This window comes from Microbulbifer maximicatervae (SeqCode), assembly GCF_052467825.1.
Map to the genome: position 1 here is coordinate 585,503 of NZ_CP174327.1, position 21,453 is coordinate 606,955.

Below are 21,453 nucleotides of genomic sequence, written 5' to 3' on the forward strand. Positions count from 1 at the left end.
TTCCAGACTACTCATAAGAGATAATATTTTTAAGCCTTAAAGCCATACCTTTATCTTATGCAAAGACTAATTACCCTGGAAAAAAATAGGCTTATATCATCAGGATGATGAGTAGACCGAGCTATCCTTAGGTAAAAGGTAAAACCTGAGAATTTAATAAGCCTCAAGTTTACAAGTATCTTGAGGCACCGTAAATGCATCAATATTACTAATTAGTTATATTAGTATAAGATCAAGCAGCCTTCTTTGATAAAGCTACCGCAATATTACTTATCGCAACCTCCATAGAAACTTTTCCATCCAAGTAAGGCTTCCAATACTTATCAAGTAGTACTTTGTAGTCCCAATGCCCACTATACAGGCCATGTATTTCGGCATAAGGTACATACTCAGAGTCATCCTCGAATATCACTTTCTTAACTATTTCTCCAACGGTATAGAACTGTATCGGATGCCAAATTCCTTTATGATTGTCCAGCCCCAGCCGACTAAATTCTGTATTAATGACCCGCTGCAACTTACTATTTCGACCTACTCCATTAGCATGAGAGATTTCATGGAAAAACATCTCAAACGCATACCAGTCAGTATAATCTGAATAGGTACTATTAATAATCGTTTGAAAGCTTCTCCCAGAAGTGGTAGCGCCCTGGCGCATTCCAGGTTTGTAAACAATATTTACCGTATGCTCATCAAGAACCAGCTTTTCATCAAATAGCTTTTCCAAGCTGCTAGAAACCCTATATCCATAAACATCAAGTTTACTTTTCAAATTCAGGTACCAACTAAGATTTCTCGCTTGATGGACCGGCCACAACTTTGCTTTATAAATGGTTGATAGGTTATTTATATGTGCATATAGAACATTTTCCACAGAACCTTGCTTAACGGCGTGATGTGATAACAAGAGTGCAGTTAAATCTGAAATCTCAGAATTAGACCTGATGATATGTATATTTTTGTCAGCGCCATATTTCCTATACTCGCTAATTACCAGGTCAAAAATCTCTTGCTCCTCAACAGAAAGAGTTCCCCCCTTTTTTAAATCATTATGTAAATCTTTATCTCTCGCTAATTCATATAAATAGAGGTGTAAATTTAGCAACAGCTCATTTTTAAATTTAACCGAATGCCAATTTTTCACTCCATTGACAACTGGGCTCTCAGCAAGAACAGAACAAGACAGAGTGGAAATCACTAGAGCTAAGAATAAAAGTCGAAACATAACAATAGTACCATTTATTTTTAGTATATTTATATTTCAGAGATCATCAGATACTAATAAAAACACATAGTTCAAAATATTGGCCCATATATAAACACGCTAACTTAACCTGTCTGGATACTTAAAAGCAGCTTATAAAAAATAGCTTTTATCCTGCGGTTAACACTTTTCAAAACTATCTATCTCAGCCAGAGGGATACTTTCACAAGTAATACTTTAACTGACAGGCTAGTTTTTAGTCAAAAAGTCCACTAAATAGCCAAGTAATCGCTTACTCTTATTGTTATAAAGGCCACTTGTAGGACTCGTTGTTATTCTTCATGTAAAATACCTTAACCTAGTACACTGTACTGTTTTAAAGAAAATTACAATTTCCAGAGCCCAAAAAGAAATGAAGAACCTCTTGAGCATTATTACACTAGCCCTTGCTACTGCTTCTTGTATGAAACTCGAGGTACAACCCGGCAACGTGATCGGGGACACTGTAGATGCGGGTAAAGAGGCGTTCCAAAGCATCAAAAGAAGCCGTAATGGTGAAGAAGAGAGAGACTTCTCTCACAAAATCAGCTATGACCCAGCTGTTTCTAATGCCTTCAACATCACCAACTGTAAGAAGGAAATGATGGAGGTGATTTCTGCCTCTGAACTTACTATCTCAAAAATTTTGACTGAATCTTCTGAAGTTGTTGGAGAGGAAGCTAGCAAGAGCGTACAGTGCACTGCAAAAGTGGTAGTCACTAAGAACACTTAAAGCACCAGGCTGCTGGCCTTGATATAGTTCTGGTATAGCGCTCCTCTTGACCCTATACCAGTTCTCGGCCCGCTAATGAACTCCCCTGATACTCCACAGCCAAGGAATGGGAAAATGATTAAAGGTATCTCAACTTTACTTACTATTATCCCGCTAAGTATGTCCTCCAACCTGGCTCAGGCAGATACTCCTATCAACGAAATAAACCACCTAATGGAGTTTGTCTCTGCTTCAGAGTGTACCTTTATCCGCAACGATAGTGAGCACACCAGCCAGGAAGCAGTGGAGCATATGGAGAAGAAATATAAGTATTTCTCCAACAAAATTGATAGCGCAGAGGATTTTATTAGGCTAAGTGCGACCAAGAGCACCTTTAGTGGTAAGCCCTACCATATTCAGTGTGCCGATAAGCCTAAAGAAGAATCCCAAAGGTGGCTTCTGAACGAATTAGCACGCTACCGTGAAACGACACAGCTAAGATCCAATGCTAATTGAGAAACTAGCAATGCAATCAAAATAGCATGGTAAATGCTGTCACCAACTGGTTTGGCTCCGACTTCAACAAGCTAAACCCGCTACTACAACGCCTACATACAACAGGGGCAAAGCTCTCCGGGGAGGTTAAAGTTCAGTTCGGCTCTGGACTAGCTGGAATTATAGGCAAACGAATTGCTGGAAAGCTGGGTGTCCCACAAAATACAAAGGAATCTCCTTTTTCAGTAAATATTCAGCACACCCAGCATAAATTAGTCTGGTCTCGTACTTTCTCAAATAGCCATTCAATGATTTCAGAATTTGTACCTATAGGGACAAGGGAAAAAGCTGGTTATTGGATTGAAAAAACAGGGATAATTAATATCCGACTTGGCGTTTCCATAGAGGAAGGAAACTGGTTTTGGGACCCACAGTCAGTTTCTATTCTTCATATCCCAATTCCCTCGGTCTTAAGGCCCAGGATCGTCGCAGGCAAATCAATCATTAACAATCAATATCACTTTGAGGTATCGATTTCGTTACCGATTATAGGGTTCTCATTTGGCTATTCGGGAATATTGCGTGAACAACTCCCTGAAACTAGATAGCTGTGCGATTAACCTCTGGTAAAAGGTCTTTCAAAAACCTTGATTACATATACTTGTAGCCGAGCGTAACGAGAGATAATCTCACTAAAAACAATAGTGAAAGATATATGGAAAGTGAACTGCAATCACTTCGCGCGGAACTAGCCCTGCTGGAGCGAGACAATCGCCGTCGCATTGAGATATTCGAACAACGGTTATCGACTCTAGAAGCGCAGATACAGCAAGCTACTAGGGATCAGTTAGCAAGTCAGCTCCCGACAGTGGATGAGCCTGAAGATGAGCTATCCCAATTGATGGGTACTCATCCCTCCAGATCCCCGTCGACAGAGCAACCTAATCCCTCTCTTCCTGAAACTCCAACCCAGCCAGCAAGTACTATTGCCACTGCTCCTAACAGAACCGAGAAGCCAAGTAGACAGGCTAAATGGCTATCTGAGGAGCTACCGAGTCTATTGGAACCTGCTCTGGAACCCATTAGCCGAGTATGGGGCTCCCTGATGAGTTTCTACCGGCACTATCAAAGCCAAGGGAAGGCTCCTGTCTTCTTTATGACCGCTGCCGGTATCCTGGCGCTGGTGTTTGGCTTTGCTTATCTGTTGCAGTTTTCCTTCAATGCCTATTTGGGGCCTGTAGGTAAAGTGACTTTGGGCTTCCTTGTAGCAGCGGCGACTACTACTGGTGGGGTAATGTTCAGGCGGCGCATGCCCAACATGGCGGACTACGGCTCAGGACTGATCGCTCTCGGGGTCATACTGCTTTACTTATGTGGTTACTTTGCTGGGCCTTACTATCAGCTGGTTCCGATTCCTATCGGTGTGGGACTGCTTGTGGTAACTACCGGAGTCGCTTACTTACTCGCCCTACTATTCGAGACCCGGGTTGTTTCCATGGTGACTCTGCTGGGTGGGGCCACGATGCCCTTGGTGGCCAATCATTTTGATCCATCCGCAGTTATTTATCTCAGCTACTTGTTGGTACTCGCGCTCGCAATGCTGCGTTTGTCCAAGTTGATTCAATGGCCTCAGCTGGCAGTGGTCACCATGGTGCTCAGCGCAGGGATGTTCGAGTTTTCAGTCGCAAACTTGGGCGAGTCTAGCTCAAACTGGGGTCTGTTACTGATACTGCATGGTTTCTTCTACGGGTTTGCCCATTACATACTGGGTGGGCTTAATGGCAAGGAAATGGATAGGAGGCGCCTCGGTTTGCTGGTAGCAAACCTGGTGCTATTTATTCATATTAGCTGGTCTCTAACACCCACTGCTAATGCACTAGGTGTGGTTTGGTTACTCAACCTAATACCCTGGGCCGCGCTCGCCATCTACTCACGCCACCTATTCGGATACAGTGTTAATAGTTCCTCGGCCCGCAGTATCCTCGCAATGGCTTTACTCCATGGGGGCTTGTTAACAGGCCTGGCAATTCTGGCACTTTGCAGCCCTGACTTTTTGGGCATTGTGTGGTGCCTGGAAGGCCTCCTGCTGATTTACCTTGGAATACATTTTGGTTTTGTCAGCGTGCGAAGTGAGGGCTATATCGCTCTAGCCCTCGCCGGCGTAACCTTATTCTTGCAAGCTCTCGTATGGGTGGCTGAGAGCTTGGTTCCTGCTCCACTACTATTATCCTTAGAGGTGAGTGCAGGCTGGACTAACTGGCTGACCCTCACTGCTGGGGCCTTTGCTCTCACCCAGTTATTACGCCGTAGTGCCGGTAAAATCACTCCCGCAGAACAACGTTTCACTTATATCGCAGAGAATGCTTTCGGACTGCTTTTATCTGCGAGCTTCCTGCTATCGGTGGGTATTATCTGGCCGCAAGGGATGTGGTTGCTGGCACCACTGCCAATGACTTTCCTGATCTGGCGTAGCCAGCGCATGAATTCAGCATTTAGCGAGTGGCTCGGTCTCTGGCATTACCTTCTGTTGTTTGTCCCACTGTTAGCCAGTGCATCGGTTGTAGGCAACCTTCATTTCTACGATCAAATCCCCTACGGAAAAATCGCCAGTATTGAAGCTTTCCTGGGACTTTGGTTGCTTGCGGAGCTTTATCACCAGCTGAAAATACAATCACCAGGGCAGAAGCTGGCATTGGCACTGCGTAAACTCTTTTACGCTTTACTACCCATTATTGCCTTACCTACCATACTGTATAAGGCCAGTGACTACTTCACTGTTGCTATGTGGTTCTCGTGTGGTATTGCCTTATTCCTCTACACATGGCTGCGGATGGAACATCTAAAACAAGAAGTTCGCATTTTGATTTCTGCTGCAAGCCTTATCACTATCGGCGGTTGTCTCCTACAGGAGTTTGTCGGCTGGCAGGGCAAGGCGATGGAGGGGCTATTGCTGGGAGTCTCCAGCTTCATAGGGCTCATATGGCTTGGCCAGGGCTTAAAACGATATCCCGCAGGTAGGGAGTGGCAGCATGCTATTCACTGGGCGCTGAAGCCTGTATTCCCGCTGGCTTTCTACTATTTTGCGGCAGTACTGATAGCTGTCAGTTACACTTTAACTCATGACTTTGTCCTGTCATTACTACTCACCCAGCTCTATTTTGGAAGCCTCTTTTTCAGCCAACCCAAGCTGGCACCAGTACGCAACCAGCTTACGCCCTTCTACATGCTGACACTGGGTATTTTTGAATTAATCACACTGATTCAAGTCGGAGCTGTCATTGTAAAATCGCACAATGCAGAGTGGATTGGAGCCTATAACCTAGTATCTCTTGGCATCGCTGTCCTGCTGGTTTACCACAAAACCTTGCCTACGAGAGCCGTTTGGTCTGGTCATCGAATGGCAAATATGTGGCTGGTGCATGTTACCGCGATTATTGTTTACGTAGCTCTACTAGCACAGCTATTTGATGCCATGTGGCTACCGGCAGTTTCTTTCGCTCTCGTTGTCCATGCAACCCTACTATTGTTCCAGACACTGAAACCTGAAACCCAGAAACTACTTAAGTTGTCACTAATTATCTACGGCATAGCTGCACTGAAGATTGTGCTCTGGGACATGCAGGACTTCTCACTAATACAGAAGATAGTCGTATGTATGTTAGTGGGATTGTGTATGCTGGGGGCGGCCTATCAATATCAAAAATTTCTGGCAGCCCAAAATAGTAACTCCTAAACGTAGCTCTCTTTCACACAAATAAAAATGGGCCTTTCAGGCCCATTTTTATAAGATGATGACTTTATCAGTATTCAAGCTATTTTATTTAAAGTACCTTTGGCTACTATTTTTTTACTTTTCTGCTGCTGAAGGAAGTTATTTACAAGCTCTATCACTTCAACATCCCAAACTATTTTCCGATGCCCGACGCCGCTAATTTTGATCATCTCCGCTGCGGGCCAGGTTTTATGAATTCTCTCTCCATGAAAAATCGGCACTTCATCGTCTTCAGTATCGTAAATCATTAAGAGCGGGGTATCTTCTGGGGTATACATTTTGCACTGCAACAACTCCTGCCAAGAGTACCCTATTTGATTGGCTATCTTGTCTTGGCATAGCTCTGCTGTTCCAGGGCTCACCTTCAGCATATTTTTCATAATTTCTATAATGGGCAAGGGAGCACTCGGTGAGCCGAGAATTGCGTAGCAATGGGCTTTAAGCCCAAACTCCCGCGCACGCATTGTCATCATTCCGCCCATCGAGTGACCGACGATGGCAAATATTTCCGAAAACTGGCTGGCTAGAGAGCAGATATCTTTCGCCATAATATCGAAATTACAAACCTTGCCCTCAGAGTGGCCATGAGCGGTAGCATCGATGGCTACCGCTTGGAAACCCTGATCGGCAATTGCCATTGCTAGGGTTGCCATTTTTGCGGCTTTGGCCTCCCAGCCGTGGCATAGAATCACTACGGGGCCCTCACCCCAGGACCAGGCTGTGTTTTCTGTACCTAAAGCACCCCGGTAGGTAATCTTCTTGGCTTGGGCCAGCTGCGATCTCTCACGCTCGGAGTCAGCATAGCGTCTGGGTCGTGAAGACAGATACATTGCAATATTTGCCGATAACTTTGGGGATAGTCGCCCTGTGAGCTGCATTGCTCCCTGTATTATCTTAAGCATGTTATTAAATCTCTAGCCTGGTGTCTTATATGATCATTGATAGTGAGTTTTACTGCACATCAAGCAAAATACACTGATCAGGAATCGCTAAATACATATCAACGTAAAAATACAAAATAATACAGGGCAATTTCACTCAATAAATTAACCGATTCTACAATTATCCGCGCAATAGGAAACCAAACCCTTTTCTGGGCAATCTTTCTCAGAAAATAGGAATTTATTCCCAGCAGAAGCTTACAAAGTTATACCAATAAATTACTGCGCCTCAGCTCTTGCTATCTATAAACCCAGACCTCGAAGACATCTACACTAATAATCTAGCGATAGATTACAGTATTCCTGTAGCTATCAACCCTCCTACATATTTTCAGTCGTACTTCTGGAAAGTTGGGCATGAAAAGAATCAATCTGACACTAGTTTTTTGCACGGTACTATTGCTTACCGGTCAGTCGGTTGCGGACTATAAAAAGGGAGATTTTATCGTTCGCGTTGGCGCTGCTGCGGTCGATCCAAACGACGACTCTGGCAGACTCCGCCTAAATGGCACCCCCTTAGACTACACCCGGGTCTACGTGGATACAGGCTACTCCGCTAGCATCACTGGTACCTGGTTATTTGCAAACCATTGGGGACTGGAATTACTGGCAGCTGTACCTTTCCGGCACGATCTTGATGTGCGCGGTTTACCGGACCCGGATACCGGTGATCCACTGGGCCGGGTATCCCTGGGTGACATCAAACACCTTCCGCCAACCCTCAGCGTACAGTGGTATCCGGTATGCACCGAGTCCTGGGTACAGCCTTATATTGGTGTGGGAATTAACTACACCCATTTCTTCGATGAAGATATCAGCCGCACGGCACAAAACTACTTCGATACAGCCCTGGGTGCAGACTCAAGAGCATCCTTGAGCCTGAGCAATTCCTGGGGCCTGGCAGGGGAAGTGGGCATAGATATTGCCTTTGGACGAGAGAGCAACTGGCTGTTTAATGCGGCCATCTGGTACTTAAGTATCGATACCAAGGCAAAAATTCGCTTCCGCACAGAAGATAACGACTACGACCGCATTAATGTGAATGTAGATATTGACCCCTGGGTCTACTCAATAGGTATCGGCTATCACTTTTGAGCGGCCTTTTGTCCACTTCTCAATGAACTCGGCCAATCCGATGTTCGATTTATTCGAATGATATGGTCGAATTTAACCAATTTTCATTCTACTCGTCCTCTATAAACTGCCCTTTATCCACAGCAGCTACTCCGCAGTGGCACTCAATTTACAGTTTAAGGACCGACACAATGAATACTTCCACTTTATCCACAGCATCAAATTCCCCCAGTGGTTCCTTGTTTCCAGCCGTCGCAGACCTTTCCGGACGTATTGGCTTGGCAGCAATCTTTTTACTGGCAGGCGTTAACAAGATCCAAAACTATGAGGGTAGCGCTCAATACCTGGCCTACGGTGGTATACCCGAGTTTCTGCTCCCATTGGTAATCCTATTTGAGATAGCCGGTGCCTTAGCTCTGATTGCGGGTTTTCAAACTCGATTAACTGCTCTGGCATTCGCCGGATTTAGCTTACTCACTGCGCTCCTGTTCCATAACAACCTGGAAGATCAAATGCAGTTTCTAATGTTCTTTAAGAACCTGGCTATAGCCGGTGGTTTTCTGGTGATAGCAGCCCATGGCGCTGGGCGTTTCAGCTTGGACAACAGAAAGAAAACACATTGATTCCATCTGAAGCCAGTCACAAAACAACCGCTACTTAGGAGTATGACATGGGATTGTTAATTAATGGCCAGTGGCACGACCAGTGGTATGACACCAAGAATTCAGGTGGCGCATTTAAGCGAGAGGCTGCACAGTTACGCAATTGGATTACTGTCGATGGCAGCGCAGGGCCTAGTGGCATAGGTGGCTTTAAAGCTGATTCCGGGCGCTACCATCTATATGTATCCCTGGCCTGCCCCTGGGCTCATCGCACCTTGATTTTCCGCAAGTTGAAAAAGCTGGAAGAACATATCAGCACCTCCGTTGTAAGCCCGGATATGCTTGAGCAGGGATGGAGCTTCAATACCGATGAGGGTAGTAGCGGTGATGCACTATTTGCATATGACTTTATGCATCAGGTTTACACTCGCAATAAATCCGACTACTCCGGCCGCGTTACGGTCCCAGTACTTTGGGACAAACAGCAAAACTGCATTGTCAGCAATGAGTCATCCGAAATAATTCGCATGTTTAATAGTGCGTTTAATGAAATTACCGGTGATACACAGGACTTTTATCCCAAAGACAAACAGAAAGATATCGAAGCCATCAATCAGTTGGTCTATGAAAATATCAATAACGGGGTTTATCGCTGTGGTTTCGCGACGACTCAATCCGCTTATGAAGAGGCCTACCTAGACTTATTTGATGCCCTGGATAAGGTAGAAGCAATATTAGGTAAGCAGCGGTACCTGACAGGCGATAAGATCACTGAGGCAGATTGGCGACTATTCACAACTTTAATTCGCTTTGATTCCGTTTATCACGGCCATTTCAAGTGTAACCGGCAGCGTCTGGAAGACTTCCCCAACCTGCGCAATTATGTCCGGGAGCTATACCAATGGCCCCAGGTCTCAGAGACAGTGAATTTCCACCATATTAAACGCCACTACTATTTTAGCCATAAATCCATCAACCCCAGCCAGGTGGTACCGGTGGGTCCGATGATCGATTACAACAGCCCCCACAATCGGGTATAAATGCCCTTGCCCCTCGCTTGGGGCAAGTATTTGGGGTTCTAGGCCGTACAGCTTTACCCTTGATATTTATCCACAACTACCGGTATAAGAATCAGGGGTTACATAATGCAAAAAACCACCTTAGAACAATGGCGCATGTTTAAAGCGGTAGTGGATGCCGGTGGTTTTAATCAGGCTTCTGCGCGAGTCCACAAAAGCCAATCCAGTATTCACAATGCGGTTAGCAACCTGGAAGCTGCTCTCGGAGTCAAGCTTTTTGAGGTATCTGGCCGCAAAGTGATACTCACGGAAGTTGGCAACCTCATGTTGCGCCGTGGCCAATACCTGCTGGATGAAGTCTCCCGTATCGAGGATATTGCCAAAACCCTTGGTGAAGGCGTGGAATCAGAACTGCGTATCGCTGTAGATGGCGCCTTCCCCCAAAGTGTGGTTTTTCAGGCACTGGAGAAAGTTTCGGCGAGATATCCCCAGGTGAATATCGATATTGTCGATACCGTATTGTCCGGTACCAATGAGTTGATCCAAGAAGGGCTTGTGGATTTAGGCCTTTCTGTCTTTCGTATGAAAAATGCTCTCAACGATGAAATTTGCCGTATAGAATTTGTCGCTGTCGCTCATAGAGATCATCCACTGCATCAATTAAATTGCGAACTGACTTACGAGAATCTGAAATTATATCGACAGATTATTGTGCGGGACTCAGCTATGCAGACAAACAGGGATTCAGGCTGGCTGGGAGCCGAACAGCGCTGGAAGGTGGGTAGTTTACGGGCCTCCTTGGATCTTATTGAACAGGGCCTCGGATTCGCCTGGCTACCCATACCCCTAATTTCTAAGTTACTCAATGCGGGGACACTTAAAAAGCTTAAGTTAAAAAACGGCAGCCTGCGCTCCACAAGTTTTTTCTTGAACTTTAAAGACCCGGATAAATTAGGCCCTGCCGCTAGAGAGTTTATTGGTGAGCTAAGATTACTGACCTTAGATATGCCAACCTCTGAAGAATCTTAAACATTCTATTAATACGAATAACCGATTCATTATTATCCAATATCTCCTATAACCACAGCAGCCTACCATAGCCAAATTATTTCTACCGATAAGGAACCGGCTATGTACTACTTCAGACCATCAGGGGAACGGGGGCAAGCCCGCTTTGGTTGGCTACACAGCAAACACAGTTTTTCATTTGGGCACTATTATGACCCGCATCATCTGGGGTTTTCCGCGCTGCGAGTTATTAACGATGATACCGTAAAGCCTGGGGCAGGATTTGACACTCATGGTCATCAGAATATGGAAATTATTTCCTACATTCTGGAGGGTGCTATCGAACATTTAGATAGCGAGGGAAACCACTTTGTCGTTCCCGCCGGTGAGATTCAAAGAATGAGTGCAGGTAAAGGTATTACCCATTCAGAGTATAACCACTCAAAGACTAAAAATCTTAAATTCCTACAAATCTGGATTCAACCTAACCGGAAAGATATTCAACCAAGCTATGAACAAAAGACAATTACTCAAGCTGGGGCGCTAACTCCATTGGCAACTCCCAATGGACGCGATAACTCACTAATTATTCACCAGAATGCCAGCTTATTTCGCCTCCAACTACGCACCGGTGAGAGTTTAAGGTTGGATACCCTTAAGCGCCCAGGATATCTTCATATCATCGCTGGTAATGCCGAACTCAATGGCAGCCATCTGCTCGTGGCGGGAGATGGCTTGGGAGTTTATCGGGAAAAAATAGTATTAACCGCTTCAGCAAATGATCTTATCGCACTATGGTTCGACTTGCCTCGATAATAGGCGATCTATCAACAGACTAATTCTGTGTAGACTGTAAACCTGCTCTAAGATACCGCTTCTCGTAACAGGCATTAAACTCTATCTAACCGGCATGTTCATATTCACAAGCACAAGACTACTCACCCTAAAAGCGACAATCTCTGGTTTACACCTAAACTATTAACTTGGCAGTGAATCACTGCTGTATATAGGCATCGAGTCACCAGGGATAAAATAATGGGATCAGCAGGCGACATGGAAAGTCGCAATGGCGATAAAAAAACGCCGGGAAGATGGATCTCCCTGCTTTCTCCGATTCCTCCGGCCATTATCGCTTTGTCATTACTTTTTCATCTGCCCGACATTTCCGCTGGTAGAGAGTTTTCTTTTGGCATTAGCTGGGTTCCAGAACTGGGTGTATCCCTACGCTTCTATATTGATGGCCTCAGCTTTTTATTTGCTTTATTAATCAGCGGTATTGGCTTTTTTATTACCATTTACGCCGCAGAGTATTTACGCGGCAATCCACTATTGCGACGTTTCTTCCTCTATCTCTATCTCTTTATGGTCGGAATGCTGGGTTTGGTATTGGCATCCGATCTCATTACTTTATTTGTGTTTTGGGAAGTGACCACAGTCGCGAGCTATCTGCTGATTGGCTTTAACCACTCCAGTGCTGTTGCACGACGCTCAGCTTTGCAAGCCTTGCTGGTAACTGCCTTAGGAGGACTTTGCTTACTAACCGCTTTCCTATTAATGGGTCAAATTGTCGATAGCTATGATCTTGAAGAGTTGTTAATAAAAGGAGAACAGATTAAATCCAGTTCACTGTATCTTCCTATCTTGATACTGGTACTTATCGGAGCATTCTCAAAGTCGGCACAGCTGCCCTTCCATTTTTGGTTGCCCAATGCCATGGCGGCACCAACACCGGTGAGCGCATATCTACACTCCGCCACTATGGTCAAAGCCGGTATTTACCTTCTTGCGCGCCTACATCCGGTACTGGCTCACACTGAATACTGGGAGTGGATTTTAACCTGCACCGGTATTGCCACTGCCGCAGTAGCGGCACTGGCCGCCCTGCGTCAAACAGACCTGAAACTGGCCCTCGCTTATACCACCGTGATCGCTCTGGGCACTATCACCATGTTTCTGGGTTCTGATGCTTCAGCTGCCGTCGCCGCTGCAATTACTTTCTTGCTGGTTCACTCTTTTTATAAAGCCGCACTGTTTATGGTGGTGGGCATTATCGATCGGCAGACAGGCACTCGGGATTTAACCAAGCTTCATGGCCTGGCGAAGTTATTGCCCTTTGCTTTTATAGCTGCACTGGCTTCAGCCCTATCCATGGCCGGATTCCCGCCGTTCCTTGGATTTATTGGTAAAGAACTTAAATATGAAGGTGCACTGGCGGTAGCTTCAGAGCCAGCACTGGTGGGCACAGCAGCAATTTTTGCCAATGCGGTAACGGTGACAGTAGCCGGCATGGTGGCCATCAAACCCTTCTTTGGGCCTCCCCCCAAAGATGCCAGCCGTATTCGCTGGGCTCCCCCCGGTTTGTGGATAAGCCCACTGGTTTTAAGTGCCTTCGGCCTCACATTTGGTTTGGCCCCGGACTTAGTCGGTGGCGGACTGGTAGAACCGGCACTGACAGCGATACTTGGCCTTCCGGAAACCATCGACCTGAAACTCTGGCACGGTATTAACATTCCGCTCCTGATGAGCATTCTTACTTTTGTGCTCGGGGTGATTATGTATGTCAATTTAAAACGTATGCGTGCCTGGCTAAACTGGGACTTTACCCATGCGCCAACTAGCGCCGATTTACTGTGGGATAAATCCTTAGAATTATTAAAAGCTTTTGCCGCACTGCAAACACGCATATTGCAAAATGGAATTATGCGTCGTTATCTCACAGTCATTTTTGTTACGCTCTCGATGGCCCTTTTTTATGCCTTTGTTCATACCGGCCACTTCTCACTGGAATACACTGCGCCACGACTTAATTTAAAAGAGTGGGCAGCCATACTGCTGACGGTAGGAGGTACATTTACTGCGGGTTTTGCGCGTAAACCTCTCACCGCCATTTGCGCTCTCGGCGCTCTCGGTGTGGGTATCGCTCTAATTTATCTCTTCTTTGGTGCACCGGATGTGGCCATTACACAGATTCTGGTGGAAACACTCTACTTGGTATTAATTGCTGCGATTCTTCCGCGTCTGCCCGTATTTACTCCCGGCAAGAAGGAAGGCTTTCGTCCCAGGGATGCACTGCTCGGTGCCACAGTTGGCCTTTTATTTACCATTAGCATTCTGGTGGTTCTGCAAACCCCATTCGAGAGCCCTGTGAGTGAATTTTACAAGGAAGCTGCTGTACCCGAGGCTCATGGGCGCAATATCGTCAATGTCATTCTGGTGGACTTCCGGGCCCTGGATACTTTCGGGGAGATTATTGTGGTGTTTACCGCAGCTGTCGCTGCGGTGACCTTACTCGGTCATCATTTAAGACGGGGCAAGCAGTGAATTCTATTATCCTACAGACAGCGACCCGTGTGTTGGTAGCCCTGATCTTGGTCTTCTCCATTTATATGCTGTTACGTGGACACAATTATCCCGGAGGCGGATTTATTGCTGGTTTAATTGCCGCTTCTGCTTTTGCCCTGTTTGCCATGGCTTGGGGGATGGAGGCGGCACAAAGTGCTCTGCGCATACCTCCAGGGACCCTCGCCGCCTGGGGAGTTGTCATCGCCGGATTATCTGGATTGATGGCTCTATTTTGGGGAGACGGCCCCTTTTCTGGACAGTGGTTTGCCATTGTAGGTAGTAAGGAAAATGGCGGAATCATTATCAGCAATCTTTTATTTTTTGATATTGGGGTCTATCTGACAGTACTCGGAGCCGTTCTCACACTAATTTTTGCCTTGGAAGAGGCCAGCTGATATGGAAGCTCCCCTCGCCGTTGTCGTCGGCATCCTGATTGCTACCGGCGTTTACCTTATGCTGGCCCGCCACCTGTTGCACTATCTGTTCGGCTTGGTACTGATTAGCAATGCCGCCAACTTGGCAATTTTTATCGCGGGGCGGTTGACCCGCGCCTCACCACCGCTGGTACCCAAGGATCAGGAAGCCCCGCAAATTATCGTCGCCAACCCCCTACCCCAGGCCCTGATCCTAACCGCGATCGTAATTGGCTTTGGCCTGCTGGCCTTTGCCCTAGCTCTGATCGCCCAGGCTTACCGTGAGCTGGGTACATTAGATGTGGATAGCATGCGTATTGCCGAGCCTGTGAAACCCAAGAGGAAGAAGACCACTTGAGTTGGTTATTGGCCCTGCCATTCCTAATCCCTATCGCCACGGCGTTAATCACATTTCCCGCTCGAGGCCGTAGATACCTTTGCTCTGGTATTTCGATATTGGGGTGCCTTACCGCCCTTTGCATTAACCTTTATATTCTTGTCCTGGTAGAAAGCCAGGGCCCTCAAGCTGGGCAAATGGGAGACTGGCAGGCTCCCTTCGGAATCACATTGATCGCCGATCGGCTCAGCGCGGTAATGCTGTTGATCAGTGCCATCGTGGGTTTGTGTGTCTCTCTATTTGCCATTTCAGATATCAGTGAGAAACGGGTAAAACTTGGGTTTCACAGTTTCTTTCAACTGTTATTGGCCGGTGTCAGCGGTAGCTTTATCACCGGTGACTTATTTAATTTGTATGTGTGGTTTGAGGTGATGCTGATTGCCTCTTTCGCGCTGCTGGTACTGGGGGGTGAAAAAATACAGCTGGACGGTGGCATCAAGTATGTAGCATTAAACCTTGTATCCACGCTGTTGATGCTGACCTCTATCGGGTTGCTTTATGGACTCACCGGCACCCTTAATATGGCGCAGCTGCATATTTCTTTGGCCGAGGTACAAAATCCCGTCGCGATTTCAACATTGGCAGTTATTTTTATCTGCGCTTTTGGAATTAAGGCGGCAATATTTCCACTCTTTTTCTGGTTGCCCGCTTCATACCATGTTCCACCGGTCGCTGTAACCGCTGTATTTGCCGGTCTTCTGACCAAAGTCGGCGTCTATGCGCTAATTCGCACCTTTACTTTAATATTTCCCAATGATTTGGAATTCACCCGGGATATTTTATTGGGAGCTGCATTACTCACCATGCTGACGGGTGTTTTGGGCGCAGCAGCACAGTACGAATTCCGCAAGATACTCGCATTCCATATCATCAGCCAGATTGGATTCCTGGTATTGGGATTAGCACTGAACAGCCCTTTAGCATTGGCCGGATCTGTGTTCTACATGGTCCACAATATTGTGGCAAAGACAAATTTATTCCTAATCAGCGGTACTGCCCAGCGCCTTACTGGCAGTTATGAGCTCAATGAAATTGGTGGTTTATATCGCGCCAGCCCACTTCTCTCTACTTTCTTTTTTATCGCCGCATTTAGCCTAGCGGGGTTCCCACCATTATCTGGATTCTGGGCGAAACTGCTATTAGTCAAAGCAAGCCTCGACCAGGCCGCCTATATCGTCGCTGCCGTCGCACTGATTACCGGGGCACTTACCCTGTTTTCAATGAGTAAAATATGGGCAGAGGCATTCTGGAAGCCACACCCCCAGGAGCACTGCAAAAATTTATATAGCCTCAGCGGCGCAGAGCGCTTCCAGCGGCTGTTGCCAGTCGCGTTATTGGCATTAATCACTTTGGCTTTGGGATTGGTTCCCGAGCCTTTTATTGAATACTCCCTGGGGGCTGCCGGAGAGTTATTGGAGCCTGATGATTACCTGAACGCCGTGTTACCAGGTACCACTCATTAACTTTGGGATGGATAAATAGAAATGCGTATTTTTCTATTAAATTTATTGCTCGCGATCAGTTGGTCGGCCCTGACCGGTAATGCTTCCATGGCAAATTTTTTCTTTGGTTTTCTGATCGGATTTCTGGCACTGCGAGTCTCACCTATATTACCCGGGGCACAGACTTATTTTACCCGCTTGCCCCGTTTGGCTCATTTATTCTTTTTCTTTATCGAGGAGCTTGTTTTATCCAGCCTGCGTGCCGCCTACGAAGTCTTTTCGCCCCGCTTGCAAAGCCGGCCCCTGGTAGTACGACTACCCATGGAGAGGCTCGATAGAAACCAGATTTTTATTCTCACTAACTTAATTTCGCTGACACCGGGCACTATGGTATTGGATGTCACACCCAACAATGATGCCTTAATCGTACATACTATGTTTGTCAGTGATCCAGAAACCTTTCGCGAGGAGATTAGGGAGGGATTTGAGAAACGGGTTAAGGAGGCCGTTTCCTGATGTTTCTCACAATTATCGATATTCATTCGCCACTGGTCACAGTAGCAATCAATATTGCTTCCTTTCTATTGTTACTCGCCCTGGTGATGTGCTTCCTGCGTATCGCTTTGGGCCCCACCTTAGCAGACAGGGTTGTCGCCCTGGATGTTCTCAATATTTTGGCGGTAGCCTACTGTGCACTACTGGCAATCGCCTCGGGACAACCCGTGTATCTGGACGCTGCCATCGCCCTGGCCCTGGTCGCATTTTTAGTGAGTGTGGCCTTTGCCCGTTTTATTGAAAAAAGCGGCTCGCGCACAGTCACCCACAGCCATAGGGATCATGATGACATTTGATGAAATTTTTATCGCTTTGATAATTCTGGTGGGCAGTTTTTTTGGGTTCAGCGCCGCTTTGGGCTTGCTGCGAATGCCGGACTTTTACACTCGAATGAGTACATCGGGAAAAGGGGCTACGGTGTGTTGCGGATTATTGCTGGCGGGCGTAGCAATTCTTTTTAGCGACGCTCAGGTAACAGCCAGGGCCATAGCCGCTATTTTATTCTTATTACTTACAGTGCCAATTGGTGTCCATATGATTGCCCGGGCGGCTTATCGAGCCGGCACTCCCATGTGGCGGGGTACCGGCTACAAACTCAAGTTCAAGAACCCGATGCGCAATATTCAGTAAGCACTAAATCTTTTCGCCGTAAAGTTCTTCAATCATACTTTCGCTGCGCTGACGCAGGTGCTCCATATCCGGGTCCTGTAAAATGACATGACCCATTTTGCGCCCAGGGCGAAGTGCTTTGCCGTACAGCCAAACACCATCGTTATCCTGCTTCGGAGCTACATCAACCCCCAACATATTGACCATCGCAACTGGCACCGGGCAGGCAGTATCGCCCAGGGGCATATCCAGTATCGCGCGGATATGATTGGCAAATTGGCTGGCCTCAGGGCCGACAAAGGTCCAGTGACCGCTGTTGTGAACTCGCGGTGCCACTTCGTTGACAATCAGGCCGCCCTCACTGACAAAACACTCAACGGCCAATACACCCACATAGTCCCAGTCCTTCAGCAGGGTCGCCAGGTAACCCTCTGCGGCCTTGAGCAGCTCCGGGTTGTCGTAGGGAGCGGTGGACAGCAGTAAGGTGCCGTTGCGGTGACGGTTTTCCGTCAGCGGATAAGCTTTGATTTCACCGGATGCCGAACGAGCACCGATAATGGAGACTTCACAGGCGAAATTCACCCCAGCCTCAACCACACACTCCTGATCTCCAGCTTGGGGAATGGCAGCATCCAAGTCTGCAGCACTCTTCACACACCATTGGTTCTTGCCGTCGTAGCCATTTTCACAGCTCTTAATAAACGCCGGATATCCCAGTTGGTCGACCGCTTCCCGCAGCTCTTTTTCACCCTGTGCTGCTGCGAAAGGTGCAACAGGCAGTCCAGAGTCTGTGAGTGCTCGCTTCTCACGCAAGCGGTGCTGGGCCTTCTCTGTAATATGCGGGTCCGGATATACCGGACAGAAGGGCTGAAATGAGCGCAGCAAGTCCACACTCACTTGCTCTCTCTCACTGGTGATCACTTCCGGGCGTCCCAATGCCTGATACAAGGCCTCAGGGTCCTGTCCCGGTTCCATCTCCACGATAGTCCCCAGTCCCTTCACACAGTCGGTGTTTTCACCGGTCTCAGCCAGGAAACTGAACTCCACTCCGAGGGGCTGCCCCTCTTGAGCCATCATCTGTGCCAACTGCCCACAGCCAATAATGGCAACTCGTCTCTTACTCACAACGATCTCCTATCACTCAACCGTGATCGGGACTTGCTCGGTCTGACGCTCACGCCAGGCGATCAGGCGCTTCTGCAATTCCGCATCAGCCAAAGACAACATCTGCGCAGCCATCAAACCTGCATTGTAGGCACCGGAAGCACCGACCGCCTGGGTTGCTACCGCCACACCGCGTGGCATCTGTACAATGGATAACAAGCTGTCCATACCCGTCATAAAGCGGCTCTCAACCGGCACTGCGATCACAGGCAGGGGAGTCAAAGCAGCGATCATACCCGGCAGGTGGGCGGAGCCGCCGGCGCCGGCAATAATCACTTCGGTACCGGATTCGTGGGCACGGCTAGCAAATTCAACCATACGCTGGGGAGTTCTGTGGGCCGAAACCACAGCAGTAGCAAAGGGAACTTCGAGCTCTTCCAGAGGCTTAGTCGCGTTGCTCATGGTGGCCCAATCTGAGCGGGAACCCATTACGATAGTGACTTTTTCAAAGGGAATCGGCTTCACTTGCGATTAACTCCAATATTGAACGAGCGCCAGATAGACGGGAATCGCCACCAGCACATTGAAAGGAAAGGTAACTGCCAGGGACAAAGTGATGGACACACTAGCATTGGCCTGCGGCAGGGCAACGGACATAGCCGCAGGCACAGCGATATAAGAGGCACTGCTACCGAGCACCGCGAGCAGAAAGATACCACCAGGCGACAAACCCAACAAACTCCCCAAGATACCGCCAGCGGCACCGCCAATCAGCGGCATAAAAATGCCGAAGCTGAGCAGGAAAGCCCCCTGCCCTCTAACATCGGCCAACCGCGCCGCAGCGACACGCCCCATTTCCAGCAGAAAGAGCGCCAATATGCCATGAAACAGGGTCCCAAACAAAGGCATTACTGAAGCGGTGCGCTCTCCAGCCCAGGCTCCGATAACGATTCCCCCCAGGAGCAACAGTACTCCCTGGTTGCAGGTGACCTCGTGAAACACCCGGCGCTTGCTCGAACTGCCCATCGATTGCCGCGCCAACAGCATGCCGACAATGATTGCCGGGACTTCAAGAAGTGCTACAAACAGAGGGAAATACGCTTCGTATTCAATATTCTGTGACTGTAGCAGGGCCACCGCCACCGCGTAGGTGGCAACACTGACAGACCCATAGTGCGCCGCCGTTGCCGCCGCATCCACACGTGACCACTTGCCAATCCAGCGCAAGATAGGGAAAGCCGCCATAGGTAACAGAGCACCAAAAGCCACCACCGCCAGGGACTGAGGAACCAGGGTGGCAGCGGAATACGCACTTAAAGCAGCACCACCTTTTAGGCCGATGGCGATTAGCAGGAAGATAACGCAGCTCTGGTAAAGACCTTTGGGTAAACGCAGGTCACTGCGAACCAGCTGGGCAAAGGCGCCCAGCAGAAAGAAACCAACAACAATATCCAACTGCATCTCTATCGCTGTCCCCGGCGCTGTCTGGAGCGATTATTGGAGATACGTATGCGTTTCGGGGTTTGCTGCGCCATCAGCCAGTAAGCAGCATTGGCCAGAACCACTACTAGGCCTACAGCCATCAAGGGAACCCCGTTCATACCGGCAAGATTTACTGACAAGCCTGCGCATAAAACTAACAAGCCGACAACCACGCCAAAGAAGAGTTGTGATCTCTGCATTGATAATGCCCCCACTGGTTATTGAAATTGACGCATTATCGGAATTGCTATTGATAGATAAAAATAGATATTTATTATGTAAACTATAAACCAAAACCTATATAGGTGATTTTGTGCCCCTAACTCGTGCCCATGCCCGCATTGGAACCGTTCGACAACTGGAGATCCTGCTCTGCGTCTATGAGTTGGGCAATATCAGCGCCGCAGCCAGAAAACTGCACCTAACCCAGCCGAGCGTATCGATGCAACTGGCCAAACTCTCCGATGCGGTGGGTTTACCTCTGTATTACTCGGTGGGCAGGCAACTGCAATTTACGGAGGCCGGGCAAACCCTGGTAGAAAGTGCCCGGGAAATCCTGAAGAGTTACGAGTATCTGGACCTGAAACTGGCCCAATTGCGAGGGTTGGATACCGGCAGCTTACAACTGGCAGTAGTGACCACCGCCAAATACTTTATCCCACACCTGATCGGGGAGTTTTATCAGCAGCATCCGCGACTGGATATCCACTTCAGGGTGGGCAACCGCCAACAGATCATTGATTACACTGGTGAGGATGAAGATGACTTCTACGTATTCAGCCATCCTCCAAAGAGCCAGGACCTGGAGCTGGTTGAGTTTCTACCCAACCGATTACTGGCTATCGCGCCTGAGAAGCACCCACTGGCCTCCCGCAAGAAAATCTCCCTGCAAGAATTTGCAGGATGTCAGTTCCTACATCGGGAAGAGGGCTCCGGTACACGCCATGCCATTGAACAGTTCCTGCGCAAACGTAATGTAGACCTCAAGCTCCGTATGACCATTGAGAGCAATGAAGCCATTAAGCACGCAGTTATGTCCGGTCTCGGGGTCTCTATATTGTCGGAGCATACCCTGGCATTTGGCGGGCGTGCAGGCTTGTCAATTCTCGATGTCGAAGAGCTTCCCATTGTCACCCACTGGTATTTGGCTCGACGCAAATCACGTCCGCTATCACCAGCAGCACAGAAGTTCCTGGAGTACGCCCGCAATCTGGAAAAAGTGCCCCTGGGTAATCTCCCGTAG

The 21,453-nt window shown here is 47.8% G+C and carries 23 protein-coding genes; 17 read left to right on the forward strand and 6 right to left on the reverse strand.

The annotated features are described in order from the left end of the window. Positions 1-232 precede the first annotated feature (232 nt). Positions 233-1,225: a hypothetical protein gene (locus ACJJII_RS02595; RefSeq protein WP_444918174.1), complete on the reverse strand. Its 993-nt coding sequence runs from the start codon at positions 1,223-1,225 to the stop codon at positions 233-235. A 391-nt stretch (positions 1,226-1,616) separates the two neighbouring features. Between ACJJII_RS02595 and ACJJII_RS02600 the strand changes: the two genes are divergently transcribed. The 4 genes from ACJJII_RS02600 to ACJJII_RS02615 all read left to right on the forward strand — a co-directional run bounded on the left by ACJJII_RS02600 (position 1,617) and on the right by ACJJII_RS02615 (position 6,183). After that, on the forward strand, positions 1,617-1,976 hold the full coding sequence (locus tag ACJJII_RS02600; protein ID WP_444918175.1) for a hypothetical protein: 360 nt from the start codon (positions 1,617-1,619) through the stop codon (positions 1,974-1,976). Positions 1,977-2,090: 114 nt separating this feature from the next. After that, positions 2,091-2,471, forward strand: a complete 381-nt coding sequence (locus tag ACJJII_RS02605; RefSeq protein WP_444918176.1) for a DUF5329 family protein — start codon at positions 2,091-2,093, stop codon at positions 2,469-2,471. Between the two features lie 26 nt (positions 2,472-2,497). Then, positions 2,498-3,058 (forward strand): DUF4166 domain-containing protein, encoded by a 561-nt coding sequence (locus ACJJII_RS02610; RefSeq protein ID WP_444918177.1) that lies wholly within the window; start codon positions 2,498-2,500, stop codon positions 3,056-3,058. A 107-nt stretch (positions 3,059-3,165) separates the two neighbouring features. Further along, positions 3,166-6,183, forward strand: a complete 3,018-nt coding sequence (locus ACJJII_RS02615; protein ID WP_444918178.1) for a DUF2339 domain-containing protein — start codon at positions 3,166-3,168, stop codon at positions 6,181-6,183. Positions 6,184-6,257: 74 nt separating this feature from the next. Here ACJJII_RS02615 and ACJJII_RS02620 read toward each other — a convergent pair whose 3' ends face one another. After that, on the reverse strand, positions 6,258-7,124 hold the full coding sequence (locus tag ACJJII_RS02620; protein WP_444918179.1) for an alpha/beta hydrolase: 867 nt from the start codon (positions 7,122-7,124) through the stop codon (positions 6,258-6,260). 396 nt (positions 7,125-7,520) lie between these two features. On the opposite strand from ACJJII_RS02620, the gene ACJJII_RS02625 reads away from it, so the two are divergent. The 12 genes from ACJJII_RS02625 to mnhG all read left to right on the forward strand — a co-directional run bounded on the left by ACJJII_RS02625 (position 7,521) and on the right by mnhG (position 17,645). Next, positions 7,521-8,258 carry an OmpW/AlkL family protein gene (locus ACJJII_RS02625; RefSeq protein ID WP_444918180.1) on the forward strand — a complete coding sequence of 246 codons (738 nt, stop codon included), beginning with the start codon at positions 7,521-7,523 and terminating at the stop codon, positions 8,256-8,258. A 170-nt stretch (positions 8,259-8,428) separates the two neighbouring features. After that, complete coding sequence (locus ACJJII_RS02630; RefSeq protein ID WP_444918181.1) at positions 8,429-8,860, forward strand: DoxX family protein; 432 nt, start codon at positions 8,429-8,431, stop codon at positions 8,858-8,860. 47 nt (positions 8,861-8,907) lie between these two features. Further along, on the forward strand, positions 8,908-9,879 hold the full coding sequence (locus ACJJII_RS02635; protein WP_444918182.1) for a glutathione S-transferase family protein: 972 nt from the start codon (positions 8,908-8,910) through the stop codon (positions 9,877-9,879). A 105-nt stretch (positions 9,880-9,984) separates the two neighbouring features. Continuing rightward, positions 9,985-10,887 carry a LysR family transcriptional regulator gene (locus tag ACJJII_RS02640; RefSeq protein WP_444918183.1) on the forward strand — a complete coding sequence of 301 codons (903 nt, stop codon included), beginning with the start codon at positions 9,985-9,987 and terminating at the stop codon, positions 10,885-10,887. 102 nt (positions 10,888-10,989) lie between these two features. Beyond that, positions 10,990-11,682 carry a pirin family protein gene (locus ACJJII_RS02645; RefSeq protein ID WP_444918184.1) on the forward strand — a complete coding sequence of 231 codons (693 nt, stop codon included), beginning with the start codon at positions 10,990-10,992 and terminating at the stop codon, positions 11,680-11,682. A gap of 219 nt (positions 11,683-11,901) precedes the next feature. After that, positions 11,902-14,187: a hydrogen gas-evolving membrane-bound hydrogenase subunit E gene (mbhE, locus tag ACJJII_RS02650; RefSeq protein ID WP_413663313.1), complete on the forward strand. Its 2,286-nt coding sequence runs from the start codon at positions 11,902-11,904 to the stop codon at positions 14,185-14,187. Beyond that, positions 14,184-14,603: a Na+/H+ antiporter subunit B gene (locus ACJJII_RS02655; RefSeq protein WP_413663314.1), complete on the forward strand. Its 420-nt coding sequence runs from the start codon at positions 14,184-14,186 to the stop codon at positions 14,601-14,603. Before mbhE ends, ACJJII_RS02655 begins: the two co-directional genes overlap by 4 nt. Position 14,604: 1 nt before the next feature. Beyond that, positions 14,605-14,979 (forward strand): Na+/H+ antiporter subunit C, encoded by a 375-nt coding sequence (locus tag ACJJII_RS02660; protein WP_413663315.1) that lies wholly within the window; start codon positions 14,605-14,607, stop codon positions 14,977-14,979. Further along, positions 14,976-16,481 (forward strand): Na+/H+ antiporter subunit D, encoded by a 1,506-nt coding sequence (locus ACJJII_RS02665; protein ID WP_444918185.1) that lies wholly within the window; start codon positions 14,976-14,978, stop codon positions 16,479-16,481. The genes ACJJII_RS02660 and ACJJII_RS02665 overlap by 4 nt, the downstream gene beginning before the upstream one ends. Positions 16,482-16,502: 21 nt before the next feature. Next, complete coding sequence (locus tag ACJJII_RS02670) at positions 16,503-16,976, forward strand: Na+/H+ antiporter subunit E (RefSeq protein WP_413663317.1); 474 nt, start codon at positions 16,503-16,505, stop codon at positions 16,974-16,976. Then, a complete protein-coding gene (locus ACJJII_RS02675; RefSeq protein WP_413663318.1) occupies positions 16,976-17,311 on the forward strand; it encodes a cation:proton antiporter in 336 nt (111 codons plus the stop codon). Before ACJJII_RS02670 ends, ACJJII_RS02675 begins: the two co-directional genes overlap by 1 nt. Next, positions 17,301-17,645: a monovalent cation/H(+) antiporter subunit G gene (mnhG, locus tag ACJJII_RS02680; protein WP_413663319.1), complete on the forward strand. Its 345-nt coding sequence runs from the start codon at positions 17,301-17,303 to the stop codon at positions 17,643-17,645. Before ACJJII_RS02675 ends, mnhG begins: the two co-directional genes overlap by 11 nt. 3 nt (positions 17,646-17,648) lie before the next feature. Here mnhG and ACJJII_RS02685 read toward each other — a convergent pair whose 3' ends face one another. Genes ACJJII_RS02685 through ACJJII_RS02700 form a run of 4 tightly spaced genes read right to left on the reverse strand, consistent with a single transcriptional unit; the run spans position 17,649 to position 20,410 of the window. Next, entirely contained in the window at positions 17,649-18,749 is a 1,101-nt protein-coding gene (locus ACJJII_RS02685; protein WP_444918186.1) for a 5-(carboxyamino)imidazole ribonucleotide synthase, read from the reverse strand. A gap of 12 nt (positions 18,750-18,761) precedes the next feature. After that, positions 18,762-19,253: a 5-(carboxyamino)imidazole ribonucleotide mutase gene (gene purE / locus ACJJII_RS02690; RefSeq protein ID WP_282931253.1), complete on the reverse strand. Its 492-nt coding sequence runs from the start codon at positions 19,251-19,253 to the stop codon at positions 18,762-18,764. A gap of 6 nt (positions 19,254-19,259) precedes the next feature. Next, a complete protein-coding gene (locus tag ACJJII_RS02695; RefSeq protein WP_444918187.1) occupies positions 19,260-20,189 on the reverse strand; it encodes a sodium-dependent bicarbonate transport family permease in 930 nt (309 codons plus the stop codon). A gap of 2 nt (positions 20,190-20,191) precedes the next feature. Further along, positions 20,192-20,410, reverse strand: a complete 219-nt coding sequence (locus ACJJII_RS02700) for a hypothetical protein (RefSeq protein WP_444918188.1) — start codon at positions 20,408-20,410, stop codon at positions 20,192-20,194. A 113-nt stretch (positions 20,411-20,523) separates the two neighbouring features. Between ACJJII_RS02700 and ACJJII_RS02705 the strand changes: the two genes are divergently transcribed. Beyond that, positions 20,524-21,453, forward strand: a complete 930-nt coding sequence (locus ACJJII_RS02705; RefSeq protein WP_444896093.1) for a LysR family transcriptional regulator — start codon at positions 20,524-20,526, stop codon at positions 21,451-21,453.